Raw genomic sequence first — 14,676 nt, 5'->3', positions numbered from 1 at the left:
TGGTTTACTTCTTTAGTAGAAAGTAAGCTGCAATTGCTGCTGCGCCCAAGATTAGCCATAAGTTGCCACCCGCTCCGCTACCTGCACCGAAATTAACATTGCCACCCATAAAGGCGGCGTTGTTGGCTTGATCACCAGTACCCGAACTAGCAGCACTGGAATTACTCATTCCACCGCCGCCCATTAGTTCACCACCCTAGAGCGGTTCACTATCTGACTGACAATAAGCCCCGCGATAACCGTGGCGGCGATTGATTTTAAAAACGCTTTATTCATCACGCCGCCCCTATTTCCGCGTTAATAGCAGTAGACCGACAACCAGTGCCGCGCCAATAGCCATTACAGTGCTAGACCCCATGCCCTTTAACCCAGATTGAGCACTCGTCATGATTGCCATGGTCGGGTTACCACTTGGGGTTTGTACGGTGGTTTGCAGCTCTTTTTGCCCGGCACTGCTAGCATCTTTAGCCGCGTTAACCTGTTCGACAGCAAGCCAAGTTTTCAGGCCACCACTGACAAGGTCTTGTGTACTCTCCCAGAAACCGCCATTCATGGCCGAGTTATTCACCGCAGGTTTAGCGGGCATCGTCTTGTTAGATGGAGAGCCAAGGGCTTTATTAAAATCGAAATTTAGGTAATCCATTTCGCCCCCTTAGATACCCGCTAGGCCATCGAAATACTCGACGACTACAGTGGCCGAAGACCCCGCTGGCGTTGCATTATCAGCAAAGATACGCACACGGAAATCTTGACTCCCTGCCATGGGGATAGCTTGCAGCACATCACCTTCTAAGATGAAATCCGCAGTGATTTGACCGTTTTGAGGCTTACGGCCGTTATCCACTTGGATTTTTTCACCTAGCGTTTTGTCGACTTCATAAAGCTTGATTGAATCGAGTTCAACTTCAAGCTTTTCAATAGTCGCTTCTGTGACCACATGAATAGCAGCAATACGAGCGCCCGTCGGACGAGGAATGTTATCAACCTCTGTGACACCTGCATTGAGTGAAACAGGGAAGTTTTTCACCTTAGTCAGGAGACGAATGACAGTCGGGTTAGACTGAATTGCAGTTGCTTCGAGAACAGGCGCTGCGGCTGCGGCATCTATATCCATACGAATAGTGACGTTTTGGATAGCTGGCGAGCCTTGAGCCGTTGCCGTCCCTAGACTGAATAATCGGCTTTCGGCTAGCGTCTTCATTTCAGGGCGTTTAAAGTGGAAATCAAGCACCCCCGCAACCACATTACGACCGTAACGCTTGTTGTAATCGGCTAACGCTTTACCATCTTTAAAGGTAAGAATTGGCTTGCCGTTAACCTCAACAACAATGTATTTAATCTGAGCTGGAGTGATACCCGCGTATTTAACGTAAATCGTGTCGTAAGTACGACCGAGGGGTAAATCTAAAGTAGCGGTGTTACCTTTGGATACGTTAGAGAACGAAGGTAATTTGACAGTATTACGAGCCATAGTTAACGCTCCCTTTATCCGATAATGCGACGAACAGCGGGAACACGATTAGCCGCGTATACAGTGATAGCAGCCACGGCAAGCATGGGAAGGTATTTTTTAAGCATGTGTAGTCCTTAAAAGGAAAGTTAACGCTTCACAGCGTGGAAAATGACGTTTCACAACGTTATTGGACTACAGGTTATACGCGGATTTTAGGCATAAAAAAACCGTACCCGTTAACGGGTACGGTTTAATATTTATCAGCTAAATATTAGTAATGTCATGTATATATGTTCATAAACTAGCCGAATTGAAAAACGTTATTATCTGTATTCTCAGGTGTACTCTCTCCAGTTGGAGACTCTGCCTCAGCTTCTACCTCAGCTTCATCTTTTGTAAAGCTAGTATAATGAAAGTTCGTCAGCTCTGAAGTTAAAAAATCGTCCATCAAAATCTGAATAAATAAGTCTTTAGATATGCGTGTGTCTAATTGAATTTTGCTTTCATCACTATTAAAGCGGAATTTCCCTTTTAGCTTAGGAAACATTTTACAAAATTCTATGATTTTATTGTTAGGTATTTCGGCTTTAAGGACGGGAGAAGCCTTTGACACTCTAGTAAGCTTTCTAGCAAAAGTAATATCATCAACAAGTTCATGAAGAGTCTCTGGGTTTTCTATTAATGACATATTCTCAATAGCTTGTATGCCAATCTCAGCCTCTTTTCTTATCGCTTCTTCAAAACCAAAGAATCTTTCTATTGTTTTCAAATCAAGAACAATCAAACTCCCATTCACTTGAATCAACTGAAAGTTAGGACTGATTCTAAAAAACTCGTCATCTATTTTTTCAAACCTAACGTCGGACTTTATAAGGAAAAAGCTTTTTCTTCCATAGATATTTACTCTGGCCATGGTTTTATAAAGAATAATCTGTTTTTCACTATTTCCAATTTCAACTAATAAAGCTGTGACTTTCTCGACATCATCATTAGAAAAATTGAATGGCTGATGGCCATCACTTTGGTTTACATCACTCAACGAAGAAAGCTCATCTGGGATGTCAATATCATATTCGTATAGTACATCTTTTCGGTCATCTGAAGATGAAAGGTTAACTACTGACAGGTCATTATTTTTTACAATATCATCATCTATAGCTTTCAAGAACAGTTTTTTCAAATCTGGTAACGCAGTTGATTCAATATCAAGCTTTTTAGGCTTTTCTTCGCCTTTTATGACTACATATATAGTAATCCCAATGTCACTTTGGTTTTCACTAAAGTAGTTTAAGCTTGTATTTAGTTCATCCTTATTCATGTTCTTACCTTTTCTGCATAATAAATACGGTCATCAATTTTTATATATGACACATTATTGTTATTTGATAATTTACTAAGTGAAATCAGTATTATACCATCTCTTTTCTCATCGTTTTTAAAGCTCCCATCCACTTTATAAATATGGAAGCCAAAAAGGGCTAGTGATGGGTTGGCATAAAATAAATCGGTTTTTACATATATAACACCCATTACAACAAGCAAGACACCTAAAACAATTAAATATCTCTCACTGTCAAAGTTAAAACTTACAAGGGGAATTACGTAAGTAGCTAAAAATGTCAAATGTTCATAATTAACACCTTCTATTTTTTTGATTTTAAAGGGGATATTTGTTGACCCCTGTAAATCAAACCTGAATCTTTTGTACTCGAAAAATGCCCAGAGTAAACACACTAAGCAAATTACCGGTATAATATTTTTTTTTAAAAGCTCGCTTACGCCTATAAACTTACACTCATCTCCAAAACAGATTGGTACATCAACTTTTAAAATGAATATAAAGAGAAACAGTAAGGCTATGGATATTACATATAGTCCTATTTTTTTATGTGTCATGGTTTCAACCATCGGATATTTTCATTTTCCATAACGGATCCAAACTCCTGATAAAACATAACAACTTATTCATTAGCAGTACGATAAAGCTCTTGGCCACTACATTAGAATACTTCTGTGAAAATATCATTTATAACCAGTTGTTGTAAATAGGTTATTTACATTATTCTCAACAGGTTAAACTGTCGTTTTTCTCAAGTTACCCATCTTCACTTCCCCTGTAATATCATTTCTTTCCACGAAATCTAGTGGTTTCATCCCCGTTACGTCACTTATTGGTACATCTAACTCTTTAGCAACCATTTTACGGTCATCTATGCGCTTTAATCTACCTGTACGAAATATAGTGGCATTACCAATTGCTGTTTTATCTGACTCGGCTGGTCGTTGCGTAAGTGCAAAAATGGGAGATAGACCACGTGCACGACCTTTACGGATAAGTTGCCCCCACCAATATGGAGCTTTACTTGGACTGGTTACATCTGCTGTTTCTTCTGCCACTACGGCGGCATTACACCAAGCAAACGCACAACGCGCCCAAAATTCGAATGCTTCCTTACCATCTGAGACGAATCGAACCTTTAATGATCCATGAGGGTAGCGCTTTAATAAGTTAGCCAACTCACAGGGACTAGTAATGCGAACATTACATAAATCACCATACTCATCGACTGGGTCCCAAATAATAAGTCGTTTGGGCTTCATCTTCTTAAGCTCGGCTTTTACATAACTGGATTTTCCCGAACCACTACCGCCACACACGGCTCGAATATCAGGATTCCGGCTGGTATCAATTCTAGGTTTAGGCATCAGCTTTTACCTCCTCTGCGGTCTGTTCAGATAGTTCTTTGGTGGGTTTATCTTCGTGCTTGCGAGGCTTTTTAAGTCGTGGGGCAATGATTGCACCCGTTATGAGTAAAGCGGAAAGTTCAATACCAAATGTACCCGCCCCGCCTGGAAAGTATTTGTCGATTACATCGGCATAAGATTGAGCTAATGCGCCTTGTTCCTCAGCAGCTATCTCCCATGCAGGGCAAATAAAATTACAAGCAAGGCCGATAATTGGTGCGATTAATTCAGATGTGGGAATTTCTGGCTCTGGTGCTGTTCCTCCCAATTGGTTAACTGCTAATGATGCAACAGGAGCGTTACCTTCAAGCTCGGCTGCGTGTAGCTCAACACTGGCGAACTCGGCAAAGTGTGCGGGTTCTGTATGGGTGACGTCATCACCCATCAGTTGTTCTAATTCTGGATTTTCCATTTATATCCTTAACGCTTCACAGCGTGAAAATGTCTATCACATAACGAGAACTGCTATCAGGATTAGCCTATCAATACTCTCGATATACGTTGAAGTGGTGACTCTACCATGGGGGGAACGGGTAACGGTTTGGACTCGTTAACGGGTACATCTTGCTGCTTGGACTCGTTAACGAGTTCTGGCTGAATATTGAATGGCTCTGTTATAGCTACAGGCTTGACCCCATGAGGCCAAATAACGGCATTATTTAATAGCCAATCTTGCCCTGCGGGTAAATTAGGCTTAATCATTCCTGCCTTGCTGACATAATAGAGTTTACCGTTTCTATCTTTGCGCACTGGTGCGAGTTTGTTACACAGTGGACAGAGTATTTCGCCAATATCTGGATTAATTGGATTACGTGCCATTTAGACTCCTTTTCTCATTTTTCCGGTAGTAAGACTACGAACCATAAAGGGGATGTAGTCTTTGTTATCACAACAGAACTCAGCGATAGATTTAAGCTCTACTTGGCTTTCGGTTGGTATCCACAAGGTGATTTTTTTTAAACCTCTGGCTTTCATCTTTGTTTCGTACTTTTGGTTTTTTGTCATAGTAATCACCTTGAAAGGTCACCAGTGACCTAGCCTTAAAACGAATATTCGAATAGCTATTGAGCTTCGTTTAACGCAGATAAACATTTAAGCATATCGCCTAATAAATGATGCGAATCTGCCGCTGCTTTTTTGGCATAGAAGATAGCTTGAAAGGGATTAGCCTTTTCTGCTGCTTCAATCGTTGCGCCTATAGCGGCATGCTTGGTTTGTAGCTCAACTAACAATTTATCCATTTTTCGTACTCCAGTAAGTCATCTAAGTTATTTTCATTTTCAGGTTGAACACCCCAATAGCTTTCGGACAGCCAACGCGACCAACTTGCGGCGGCCTCTTCAAGTTTCGGTATTAAGTATTTGTAACGGCGGCGGGCACGGGTAATTCCATCAACCCATAAGCCAGAGGGAACCCGATTAGGCATGTAATCACACCCGACCTCTACTCCTTCCCATAGCCTTGCACCCGCAGCCCAATCGATAAATTTTTCAAGCGCACCTGTTCCTTTAAGCGTGACTTGATAATCGGCAATACGTGCAGGACGAGATCTCAATTTTTCATATTTGGTTTTAATCTGTTCTTCGAGTGCTTTTATTTTCTGAGATATGCCTTTAACTTTTCCTCTGTATTTGTCTCTAAGCTTAAAAGCCTGTTTATTCAGATCAGCAATTTCACCTTTAATCGGCGCGTCTTGTCTTGCCCACTTCTCTTTGACTTCACCAATAATGGCGGCCATGTGTTGAGCGTGATAACTGCCAAGGTGTTCCCATGCTGGGGCACGAGCGCTTTTTGATATGTTGTAGCGATTGCCGGAGATCACCCCCTGTTCATTTGCTTCACCTTTGGTCAAATAACCAAGAGCTTTTAATAAATAGCCGCTTGCAGCATCGGCTTGTTTAATTCGTTCAAGCTTGGCAAACCCTTGCCCCCATTGTTTTTCGATACGTTGCGCCCAATCGTGAAATAGATAGGGCTCAACTTGCCAGCGTAGTAACACATGGCAATGGGGATTTACATTACCGTCCTTATTGGTTGGTGCTTCGGCTACCCAAAGATAATCTAGCTTTTCACCTGACGCGGGGATCACTTCATTGGCCCCAACACAATTAAAGCCGTTTTGTGATTTTAAAATTGGGTTGTTGGTAATCCATCCGCGTTGATACATTTTGCTGATAGCATCAAAGAAGCGTGAACACTCTTTACCAATGGTCGATGCTCCAGAAGTGATACGCTCTCGAGCTTCATTATCAAAAGTGAGCGTTAGGAAAGTGGTATAGCCGCCACGAACGGCAGAAAGATAAGCGCCAGATTCAAGAATGCTTCGAGCGCCTCGACTGGTTAACGCTTTTGTTGAACGGTCGCCGCCTTGCTGTGGTGGTGGAGTCCCGACACGGCTTTGAGCTTCAACACGGATTCGATATTCATCTGACCATTCACGATAAGAGATCCTGGCAATGGCCGTTTTTAAGAATTTAACTGGCATAACTTCGCCAGTCTCACGATCGATTGATTCAATTGCGCCGAAACTATCAGCGTACAAGCCCGTATCCTGCACGATAACGCGTTGTTTTATTTCTGGCTCCACGCCCTTGTTAATCCTCAAATGAGCCTGATACAAGGCCAATTGCTCGCGCTTATGCTCATTTTCAACGACTTGCTTAGTACGTGTCGGACTTTTGCATCTCTGGACTAGCCTAGCTATATCATCCCTATCGGGCTGCCCTGCGGGGCGAGAGTTTTTACGAAAATAGGCAGCTTCAAGACACTGTAAATCACGGTCTAATTTCAGTTTTTCAACCTGATGAAATACAGAACTAAAAAAACCAGCTCTTGGGCTGGTTAAGTTTTCAGGTTTGAACTCTAAAGGGGGCAATGATTCGGGGTCGGGAATACCAATCGTATTAATCGAACTTTGGAGCGGCACACACTCACATTCACCGCCCGTTAACGTTTCACAGTTAGGGCGCTTACATGAGAGATCAGGGAAACTGGGGTTATAGTTTTCAATATGCCCTTTTACGGCATACTTTGCGGTTTTAATCTTCATCTTCATCACCTTCAATGGTAAAGGCTGAAAAATCCGCGTCAGGTTGCTGCTGACGAGTACGCCAATCAGGAGAAAAGTTTTCATCGGCATACAACTCGGCGAGCAATTGCCCACCGCCGTAGTGCTGCTCGATATAGTCGATTAGTCGAAGGGCATAATCAGTCATAATTAGCCTCTAAACCATTCAACCAGTGCCAACAGAAAATGTGAGGGAAAGAGTTTATTTAGGATTATTACAGGAATGTATACAGGCCATAAAATAGCCGCTTTGACATATGGACAATCACTATCAAAATTATTAGTAAAAGTTAACGCTACCGCCCATACACAAAAAGCGATTAAAGAATAAGCATAAATGACAAGTAAAAAAACAGGCACACCGACTAGTGAGCGACTATTACCCGCAAGAGACAAAGCGACAACACTAGGTGCAATAATAACAGCCATTACAACCCCCCACTTGTTTGTACGGCTAAGCGCGCATAAGCAGCAGCAACTTCGAAGGCTTGCTTTGCACCTTTCATGTCTACCCGATCGCTTTTATCGCCAGCAATTTTTAGCCATTTTTGATGTAGATTTTTGTAGTGGCCAGAAATGGAAGGTGTTAAGTCATGGCGTTTATTGAATTGCATAATGCTTTCATAAGATGGGTTTAACATTTGGAACGCCCCCCAAACTTTTTACGCTTTAGGACTGAAATTAAGCGACGGCTTCTTTTAGCCCTCTCTGGACATGGATTACCAAAACTATTTGGTAGCTCAAACCAAGTTGGGACTTGAATATGTGTGTTAGGGATATTTTTGTATTTCATGTGTTTGTCTCCAGTTATACCAGTTTGATTTGTAGCTAAGGGGTACATCCTGTACCCCCGCCACACTGGACGAACAAACAATACACATAACTAAATTCGTGTACAAGGAACTGCATTAGTCCATTGAAATGTATTTGTGTAGTGACTACACTCGATGTGAGAAAAACACTGGACAAGTGGATAATATGCAACCATCAGAACTTCTAGACCTCATAAGACAGGCTTTAAACCTCACATCTGACTACCAAGTAGAAAAGAAACTTGGTTTTTCACAGGGTTGCGTATCCTGTTGGCGCAGAAATGTATCTTTTCCTAAGAATGCTGTTTTAATTCAATTTGCAAAAATTTTACAGATGAATGCAGGTATCTTGATGATTTATGGGCTTGAATGGCGTGAAAAGGACGTTGAAGCCAAAGAGCAGATAGGCCAACTGATAAATGCAATTCATCATGCTAAATTTGATGATGATTTTATTGATTCACACGTTTAAATCGAGAAAAATTTTCTCGATTGGTATTTATGTAATCTATTGATTTAAAGACGAATGGTTATCGTTTTCATATTGCACACTCTATACATTGTGCGCACTCATGGGTGAGAGCGCCAGGATGAAGACATGTAGCCGTCAATCAGGCTCTTTACGCTGCGAACCACCAACGCTTTATTGCAAGATCAGAGATATGAGACGTTATTTGAGTGGCTGGATATAGACCCTATTTCAATTTTTTACTCAATTGCCGATAATGACACTTATCGGCATTAACTGAGCTGAAATTCTGATTGATTGGCGCTTCAGACTGATCATTTATAGCTTAAAACTTTCTCAGAAACCGGATTTATCCTATCCCTTGCAGATGATCTAATGGCTTGTTTTGCGCACTTTGGTGCCTCTCTATCTGTGATGTATGCAGATATTGGGATGTGGTATCGATACTCTCGTGCCCAGCATCGGCTTGAACATGAGATAGCGGCCTACCGTTAATATTGATGTCATGAGTGATCCCTGTGTGGCGTATGTTGTGTACACTTAGGCTCCTCATCTGCTTGGCATCTTCTGTAAAACCATCACTTTCGGCGGCGTTAGCCGCATGTTCGATGATCTTACCCACTTCGTCTCTGATTTGGCGTATTCCCAGGTTGGCATTGAGTGTGCCAGCTTCCCTTCCCCGTCCAGCGGCTTTACGACGTATAAACAAGGGATGTTGCTCCCCTGAGCTCGGGTAGTCGGGTAATTTTAAGAACTGGCGGTACTCGACTAACCCGGCAAGTAAGGCTTTCGATATCGCCACGCTACGTCGTTTCCCCCCTTTACTAAGGGGGATATGAAAACTCCAAATTCCTGTTTGTTTGTCTTGCCTGAATTGACTCATCACTGGTGAGTAACCTGCCCTGGCCCCGACTTCGGAGACTCGCAGGTAGCATGAGTAGACCAGTTTTATCATAAACAGGCTTCTTTGGTGTATGTCTGGAGCATCGATGGCGAGTTTTTCGACCGTGGCAATCACGTAAGACCATTGTAATTCGGTGAAAGCCAACATATTGCTGTCTTCTGGGTTTACCCGGTACTTCTTCTTAGAGGAGAAACGGCTGTGATTCATCCAAGCTTGGGCTGGGTTGCGCTCACAGTAGTCTTCACTCATCAAATAGCTATAAAAAGAAGAGAGAATGGCTATCTTGGTCTTCAAGGCATTTTCGCTGAGCAGATAAGGTAATTCTTTACCCATGGCTTTCTTACCCACGAATGGGCGCCATGCAAAATTGGGGACTCTTTGCCCTTCTGCCTTATCGAGTTTAAATTGGGCCACATTAAAGTAGCCTATCAGCTCTAGGGGAGGATTTTGGCAATAGGCGAGATAGCGGGCAATCTCCCTGCGCGTCAACGATGCAGGTGACTGTTTCACTACGTCGAAGCACCAATGAAAAAAAGTGGTAAATTCGCTACGGTAGGCTTTATAACTGTTTTCATTATGCTGTTGTTCGTAGAGCAGTTCTGATGCGTGTTCGAAGATTAAGCCTGCATCGCTCACCTGGTCGAGACTGATCTGAGTGATGTATTGATTGATGACACTGTTGCCTTCTTCAATGAATTTGGCTGATTCAAACAGTGGCAATACTGGGGGCATGTGCATATTTAACTCTCATTGCAAGTCCTGGTGCTTTTCTAGCAGAGGATCTAAATATCGCTAAGATATTGATCTTAACAGTGTACTTGCCATGGAGACAATATTTTATACCTAAGAATATCCCGGTTCACCACCAACCTAAGAAAATATCTCATCTGAGACTAACCCTTACTTGTAGTGACCCCATTACAGCAGCCGTTCATACTTAGTGCTGGTATTTGTTGTTGATTGACTTGTTATTTCTTTAACTTGTTCAATACTTGAATGGGATTGATATTTCGTGGGTGAGGCACATCCGGGAGAGCAGCTCAGGGCGCAGTCTTTAGTACAACTGATTTTCTTGCTACAGCACCAGAGGCACATCTGCCACACTTTCTGCTTAGACACTTGGTCCAGGCAACGAAAATCAGCGGCGCATAAGACGCCGTCTTGAATCAGCTGAGTCAGCTTTTCTGTTGATATAGACAGGTTTACCCTTTGGTTATTCATCAGCGTGTTCCTATTGTTGTTTTAATAGTAAGTCTACACGTAAATGAGAATGGTTATCAACACGAATAGAGGGATGAGACAAGTAATAGCAGGCTCGTTTCTAAGGTCTATATAAATATGGAATAAACAAATTGAGTTTTTTGTCGTCAGGTATTCACTGTTCTAAACATTGATCTACACTCAATGTATAGGGATGAAAGTTTTTTTAACATTATTGAGGTTGTCTAATGCTGATCGATATAGCAAAAAAGAGCCCCCTCTTTTCAGGCAAAAAGAAGACGCAAGAAGTTGCGTCGGGTCCGGCGTGGCGGATCCTCGTTGTCGATGATGAACCCGATGTCCATACGGTGACAAAGTTAGCGCTTTCAAGATTTAAGCTCGATGGCCGCTCCCTCGAGTTTATCAATGCATACAGTGGGGAAGAGGCAAAACAGATACTCTCTAACGAGAACAATGTTGCCATGGCATTTGTCGACGTGGTGATGGAAAGTGACCATGCAGGTTTAGAGTTAGTAAAATGGATACGGGAGGATCTTAAAAATGCTGCTATCCGTTTAATCTTGAGGACAGGACAACCCGGCCAGGCGCCCGAAGAAGATGTTATCGTCAATTACGATATTAATGACTATAAGGCCAAAGCTGAGCTAGATTCTCGTAAACTAGTGACCAGTGTCTACTCTGCTCTTCGCTCATATCGTGACATCATAGAAGTTGAAACAGCAAGAGCTAATCAAGTTAAACACCGCAAAGGGTTAGAGCGTGTTCTTCAGGCGACATCTGGACTGTTTGAGCTACGTACCTTACACAACTTTGCCGATGGCTTGTTGACACAAGTTGCTAATCTACTGAATTTAGACACGCAAACCTTATTGCTATCCTGTAATGCTATGGATGCGATGAGTGAAGACGTAAATACCGACAGTATGCATATCCTGGCTGGAACGGGGCAATTTTCCAGTCATCATGACAAACCTGTACCTGATCGTATCAAGTCCTTATTGGAAGAGGCGTTAAGAAAGAAACGCTGTCTCTATGAGGAAGACTGTTTCGTTGGATATTTTCCGGCTAAGAGTGGTTGGATTAATCTGCTCTATATGGATGGGATCAATAAGATAGACGATATGGATAAGAAGCTGGTCGACATTTTTGCGATTAATGTCGGCGTAGCATTCGAGAATCTGTTATTGAATAAAGAACTAGAAGATACACAGTCAGAGCTCATTCTACGCTTGGGCGATGTGGTCGAGAGTCGCTCGAAAGAAGCAGCTTACCACGTGAAGAGAATGGCTGAGTATTGTTACAAGTTGGCTCTCCTTTCTGGCATGCAAGTGCATGAAGCGGATTTGATCAAACACGCCTCCCCCATGCACGACATAGGTAAAATTGCGACCCCAGATGCCGTATTACTAAAACCCGGTAAACTGAATGCTGAAGAGTGGCAGATCATGCGTCAGCACCCCGAGATAGGCTATCAAATATTGGCCAACTCGGAGCGGCCTATTCTTAAAGCTGCCAGCACCATAGCGTTACAACACCACGAGAAATACGATGGATCTGGATACCCTTCGGGTTTGAAAGGCACTGAAATTCATGTGTTTGCACGTATCGTGGCTATTGCCGATGTGTTCGATGCCCTCTCTCACGCCCGCTGTTATAAACCTGCCTGGCCTATCGAAGAGGTGATGAAGGTGATGAAAGAAGGCGCTGGCAACCATTTTGATCCTGATTTACTCAAAGTCTTTATCGATAACATAGATGTATTCACCCAAGTTAAAGAGGAATTTAGCGATCAAAACGCAGAACTGGATATCACGGCGAGTTAGCGGTTAAGTCTGTTATTTACCGCTATCGGCAAGAAAGTCAAAAATGGCGACCTGTGGTTCGCCGTTTTTTGTGAAATTAACAAAGGCACGCCAAACCATATAGTTACTGCTACAAGAGCCGAATATCAGCTGACCATTATATTGCTTTTCATTAAGTTTAGACAGTTTCACTGGGATAACCCCCATAAACATGTCTCTTCCTTCGATTCTCATGGTAACGTCATTAATGGCCTCAGAGCTAGCTAGCTCAATGGTTAGCGGCTTTTCACTGGGGGTGTTAAAGGGGGTGATCAAAAGTGACAAATTGATACCAGTTACTTGTTTGTTACATGAAGCCTGACTAAAGTTACATAAGCTGGTGTCTTTGACAAAAATAGAGGCTGGGAAGTCTGTTTCGGCTTGTTGTTGAGGCGAGCAGGCTGAGCATAAGAATGCCAAGATCAGTGGTGTGTAGAGGCTCAATTTAACGGATAAGTTAACACGTAGCACAAAAATCAACCTTTATATAAAAAGTAGTTACATTCTATTGCGTAGGTTGATCTAGATCAACATTTCACCACGCACAATTCCTATCTTTTTTGATATGGCTCAAGTATCATTGCTTTACCTTGTTAATAATACAATTATCGCAAGGATACACGTTGACACATCTACCGTGATTCCGTAGGAAAGCGGCATTTGTGTCTTTTTAACGGGTAAAGTCATAATTTACTCAAACTATAAGTATAAGTAATAAGCAGTGGAAGCAAAATGATGAACCATTCCCAGCCTCAAGGCGCTGATTACAATTACACCGTAGTCCGCCAATTTGCCCTCACGACTGTGTTGTGGGGAATAGTTGGTATGTCTGTCGGTGTATTGATCGCGGCACAGCTAATCTGGCCACAACTAAACTTCGATACTCCATGGTTAACATACAGTCGTCTTCGACCACTGCATACTAATGCCGTGATATTCGCGTTTGGTACTTCAGCACTTTTCGCAACATCCTACTATATCGTCCAACGAACCTGTCAAACCAAGCTATTTGCGCCTAAGTTAGCCGCATTTACGTTCTGGGGTTGGCAAGCCGTCATTCTATCAGCAGTAATCACACTACCCCTAGGTATCACCAGTGGTAAAGAGTACGCTGAACTGGAATGGCCTATTGATATCCTCATTACCTTAGTCTGGGTGTCATACGGCGCCGTTTTCTTCGGAACTATTGTCAAACGAACCACCTCACATATCTATGTGGCAAACTGGTTCTTTGGCGCATTTATTATCACGGTTGCCGTATTACACATAGTTAACTCTATGGCTGTACCGGTAAGTATGTGGAAGTCATACTCCATCTATTCTGGTGCTGTGGATGCCATGGTACAGTGGTGGTATGGTCATAACGCCGTTGGTTTCCTACTGACAGCGGGCTTCCTGGGTATGATGTACTACTTCGTACCTAAGCAAGCGGGTCGTCCTGTTTACTCATACCGTCTGTCAATTGTTCACTTCTGGGCACTGATTGCACTGTACATCTGGGCTGGTCCTCACCACCTACATTACACGGCACTTCCTGATTGGACGCAATCTCTGGGTATGGCGATGTCATTGATCCTATTTGCACCTTCATGGGGCGGTATGATTAACGGTATCATGACACTATCCGGCGCTTGGCATAAATTGAGAACCGATCCTATTTTACGTTTCCTTGTTGTTTCATTGTCTTTCTATGGTATGTCTACCTTCGAAGGCCCAATGATGGCAATCAAAACCGTTAACGCACTATCTCATTATACTGACTGGACCATTGGTCACGTTCATTCTGGTGCGCTAGGTTGGGTTGCTATGGTTTCAATTGGTTCGCTTTACCATCTGATCCCTGTTCTTTTCGGACACGGTCGCATGTATAGCTCTAATCTAGTAAACGTTCATTTCTGGTTAGCAACGATTGGTACTGTTTTGTACATCGTATCTATGTGGATTTCTGGTGTGATGCAAGGTCTGATGTGGCGTGCAGTTAATGCCGACGGTACTCTGACTTATAGCTTCGTTGAAAGTATTGAAGCCTCATATCCATTCTACTTTGTCCGATTCCTCGGTGGCTGTTTCTTCTTGACGGGTATGTTCATTATGGCATTCAACGTGATTAAGACAGTAAGAGCGCCTAAAGAATCCTTGCCTGCATTAGCAGAAGCATAAGGGG

At 42.7% G+C, this 14,676-nt stretch carries 20 protein-coding genes; 3 read left to right on the top strand and 17 right to left on the bottom strand.

Annotation, left to right across the window (positions count from 1 at the left end; translation table 11 throughout):
* Positions 1-4 precede the first annotated feature (4 nt).
* The 14 genes from FS373_RS31525 to FS373_RS15230 all read right to left on the bottom strand — a co-directional run bounded on the left by FS373_RS31525 (position 5) and on the right by FS373_RS15230 (position 7,906).
* On the bottom strand, positions 5-169 hold the full coding sequence (locus FS373_RS31525) for a hypothetical protein (protein WP_194165859.1): 165 nt from the start codon (positions 167-169) through the stop codon (positions 5-7).
* Positions 170-286: 117 nt separating this feature from the next.
* Positions 287-643, bottom strand: coding sequence for a hypothetical protein (locus FS373_RS15285; RefSeq protein WP_152829785.1), 357 nt, complete (start codon positions 641-643; stop codon positions 287-289).
* 9 nt (positions 644-652) lie between these two features.
* A complete protein-coding gene (locus FS373_RS15280; RefSeq protein WP_152829784.1) occupies positions 653-1,471 on the bottom strand; it encodes a major capsid protein P2 in 819 nt (272 codons plus the stop codon).
* A gap of 283 nt (positions 1,472-1,754) precedes the next feature.
* Positions 1,755-2,771, bottom strand: a complete 1,017-nt coding sequence (gene kwaB, locus FS373_RS15275) for an anti-phage protein KwaB (protein WP_152829783.1) — start codon at positions 2,769-2,771, stop codon at positions 1,755-1,757.
* Positions 2,768-3,349, bottom strand: a complete 582-nt coding sequence (gene kwaA / locus FS373_RS15270) for an anti-phage protein KwaA (protein WP_227992811.1) — start codon at positions 3,347-3,349, stop codon at positions 2,768-2,770. The genes kwaB and kwaA overlap by 4 nt, the downstream gene beginning before the upstream one ends.
* Positions 3,350-3,526: 177 nt before the next feature.
* On the bottom strand, positions 3,527-4,159 hold the full coding sequence (locus FS373_RS15265) for a hypothetical protein (RefSeq protein WP_152829781.1): 633 nt from the start codon (positions 4,157-4,159) through the stop codon (positions 3,527-3,529).
* Positions 4,152-4,610 carry a hypothetical protein gene (locus tag FS373_RS15260; RefSeq protein ID WP_152829780.1) on the bottom strand — a complete coding sequence of 153 codons (459 nt, stop codon included), beginning with the start codon at positions 4,608-4,610 and terminating at the stop codon, positions 4,152-4,154. The genes FS373_RS15265 and FS373_RS15260 overlap by 8 nt, the downstream gene beginning before the upstream one ends.
* 62 nt (positions 4,611-4,672) lie before the next feature.
* Positions 4,673-5,017, bottom strand: a complete 345-nt coding sequence (locus FS373_RS15255) for a hypothetical protein (protein ID WP_152829779.1) — start codon at positions 5,015-5,017, stop codon at positions 4,673-4,675.
* Positions 5,018-5,203, bottom strand: coding sequence for a hypothetical protein (locus FS373_RS15250; RefSeq protein ID WP_152829778.1), 186 nt, complete (start codon positions 5,201-5,203; stop codon positions 5,018-5,020).
* Between the two features lie 56 nt (positions 5,204-5,259).
* Positions 5,260-5,439 carry a hypothetical protein gene (locus FS373_RS15245; RefSeq protein WP_152829777.1) on the bottom strand — a complete coding sequence of 60 codons (180 nt, stop codon included), beginning with the start codon at positions 5,437-5,439 and terminating at the stop codon, positions 5,260-5,262.
* Positions 5,424-7,247: a hypothetical protein gene (locus FS373_RS15240; protein WP_152829776.1), complete on the bottom strand. Its 1,824-nt coding sequence runs from the start codon at positions 7,245-7,247 to the stop codon at positions 5,424-5,426. Before FS373_RS15240 ends, FS373_RS15245 begins: the two co-directional genes overlap by 16 nt.
* Positions 7,237-7,413, bottom strand: a complete 177-nt coding sequence (locus FS373_RS31520; protein WP_194165858.1) for a hypothetical protein — start codon at positions 7,411-7,413, stop codon at positions 7,237-7,239. Before FS373_RS31520 ends, FS373_RS15240 begins: the two co-directional genes overlap by 11 nt.
* A 2-nt stretch (positions 7,414-7,415) precedes the next feature.
* Complete coding sequence (locus tag FS373_RS15235) at positions 7,416-7,694, bottom strand: hypothetical protein (RefSeq protein ID WP_152829775.1); 279 nt, start codon at positions 7,692-7,694, stop codon at positions 7,416-7,418.
* Positions 7,694-7,906: a hypothetical protein gene (locus tag FS373_RS15230; RefSeq protein ID WP_152829774.1), complete on the bottom strand. Its 213-nt coding sequence runs from the start codon at positions 7,904-7,906 to the stop codon at positions 7,694-7,696. Before FS373_RS15230 ends, FS373_RS15235 begins: the two co-directional genes overlap by 1 nt.
* Positions 7,907-8,243: 337 nt before the next feature.
* Here FS373_RS15230 and FS373_RS15225 point away from each other — a divergent pair, with 337 nt between their 5' ends.
* On the top strand, positions 8,244-8,549 hold the full coding sequence (locus FS373_RS15225; protein ID WP_152829773.1) for a hypothetical protein: 306 nt from the start codon (positions 8,244-8,246) through the stop codon (positions 8,547-8,549).
* Positions 8,550-8,895: 346 nt separating this feature from the next.
* Here FS373_RS15225 and FS373_RS15220 read toward each other — a convergent pair whose 3' ends face one another.
* A complete protein-coding gene (locus FS373_RS15220; protein WP_152829772.1) occupies positions 8,896-10,188 on the bottom strand; it encodes a tyrosine-type recombinase/integrase in 1,293 nt (430 codons plus the stop codon).
* Between the two features lie 180 nt (positions 10,189-10,368).
* Positions 10,369-10,671 carry a hypothetical protein gene (locus FS373_RS15215; protein ID WP_144046558.1) on the bottom strand — a complete coding sequence of 101 codons (303 nt, stop codon included), beginning with the start codon at positions 10,669-10,671 and terminating at the stop codon, positions 10,369-10,371.
* Positions 10,672-10,898: 227 nt separating this feature from the next.
* Here FS373_RS15215 and FS373_RS15210 point away from each other — a divergent pair, with 227 nt between their 5' ends.
* Positions 10,899-12,494 (top strand): DUF3369 domain-containing protein, encoded by a 1,596-nt coding sequence (locus tag FS373_RS15210; protein WP_144046557.1) that lies wholly within the window; start codon positions 10,899-10,901, stop codon positions 12,492-12,494.
* Positions 12,495-12,506: 12 nt separating this feature from the next.
* Here the strand turns inward: FS373_RS15210 and FS373_RS15205 are convergent, their stop codons facing one another.
* Positions 12,507-12,983, bottom strand: coding sequence for a hypothetical protein (locus tag FS373_RS15205; RefSeq protein WP_322619510.1), 477 nt, complete (start codon positions 12,981-12,983; stop codon positions 12,507-12,509).
* Between the two features lie 261 nt (positions 12,984-13,244).
* Between FS373_RS15205 and ccoN the strand changes: the two genes are divergently transcribed.
* Complete coding sequence (gene ccoN / locus FS373_RS15200) at positions 13,245-14,672, top strand: cytochrome-c oxidase, cbb3-type subunit I (protein WP_144046556.1); 1,428 nt, start codon at positions 13,245-13,247, stop codon at positions 14,670-14,672.
* Positions 14,673-14,676: the final 4 nt, after the last annotated feature.

The sequence above is a fragment of the Shewanella sp. YLB-07 genome (assembly GCF_009377275.1).
The sequence above is the reverse complement of the archived record's forward strand: the minus strand, read 5'-3'. Positions and strand labels throughout refer to the sequence as shown.

Coding starts and splice junctions, on each gene's coding strand:
- FS373_RS15210 (WP_144046557.1), top strand. CDS start 10,899: ATGCTGATCGATATAGCAAAAAAGAGCCCCCTCTTTTCAGGCAAAAAG.
- FS373_RS15225 (WP_152829773.1), top strand. CDS start 8,244: ATGCAACCATCAGAACTTCTAGACCTCATAAGACAGGCTTTAAACCTC.
- kwaA (WP_227992811.1), bottom strand. CDS start 3,349: ATGACACATAAAAAAATAGGACTATATGTAATATCCATAGCCTTACTG.
- FS373_RS15260 (WP_152829780.1), bottom strand. CDS start 4,610: ATGGAAAATCCAGAATTAGAACAACTGATGGGTGATGACGTCACCCAT.
- kwaB (WP_152829783.1), bottom strand. CDS start 2,771: ATGAATAAGGATGAACTAAATACAAGCTTAAACTACTTTAGTGAAAAC.
- FS373_RS31525 (WP_194165859.1), bottom strand. CDS start 169: ATGAGTAATTCCAGTGCTGCTAGTTCGGGTACTGGTGATCAAGCCAAC.
- FS373_RS15215 (WP_144046558.1), bottom strand. CDS start 10,671: ATGAATAACCAAAGGGTAAACCTGTCTATATCAACAGAAAAGCTGACT.
- FS373_RS15280 (WP_152829784.1), bottom strand. CDS start 1,471: ATGGCTCGTAATACTGTCAAATTACCTTCGTTCTCTAACGTATCCAAA.
- FS373_RS15285 (WP_152829785.1), bottom strand. CDS start 643: ATGGATTACCTAAATTTCGATTTTAATAAAGCCCTTGGCTCTCCATCT.
- FS373_RS15245 (WP_152829777.1), bottom strand. CDS start 5,439: ATGGATAAATTGTTAGTTGAGCTACAAACCAAGCATGCCGCTATAGGC.
- FS373_RS31520 (WP_194165858.1), bottom strand. CDS start 7,413: ATGACTGATTATGCCCTTCGACTAATCGACTATATCGAGCAGCACTAC.
- FS373_RS15220 (WP_152829772.1), bottom strand. CDS start 10,188: ATGCACATGCCCCCAGTATTGCCACTGTTTGAATCAGCCAAATTCATT.
- FS373_RS15230 (WP_152829774.1), bottom strand. CDS start 7,906: ATGTTAAACCCATCTTATGAAAGCATTATGCAATTCAATAAACGCCAT.
- FS373_RS15255 (WP_152829779.1), bottom strand. CDS start 5,017: ATGGCACGTAATCCAATTAATCCAGATATTGGCGAAATACTCTGTCCA.
- FS373_RS15240 (WP_152829776.1), bottom strand. CDS start 7,247: ATGAAGATTAAAACCGCAAAGTATGCCGTAAAAGGGCATATTGAAAAC.
- ccoN (WP_144046556.1), top strand. CDS start 13,245: ATGATGAACCATTCCCAGCCTCAAGGCGCTGATTACAATTACACCGTA.
- FS373_RS15235 (WP_152829775.1), bottom strand. CDS start 7,694: ATGGCTGTTATTATTGCACCTAGTGTTGTCGCTTTGTCTCTTGCGGGT.
- FS373_RS15265 (WP_152829781.1), bottom strand. CDS start 4,159: ATGCCTAAACCTAGAATTGATACCAGCCGGAATCCTGATATTCGAGCC.
- FS373_RS15250 (WP_152829778.1), bottom strand. CDS start 5,203: ATGACAAAAAACCAAAAGTACGAAACAAAGATGAAAGCCAGAGGTTTA.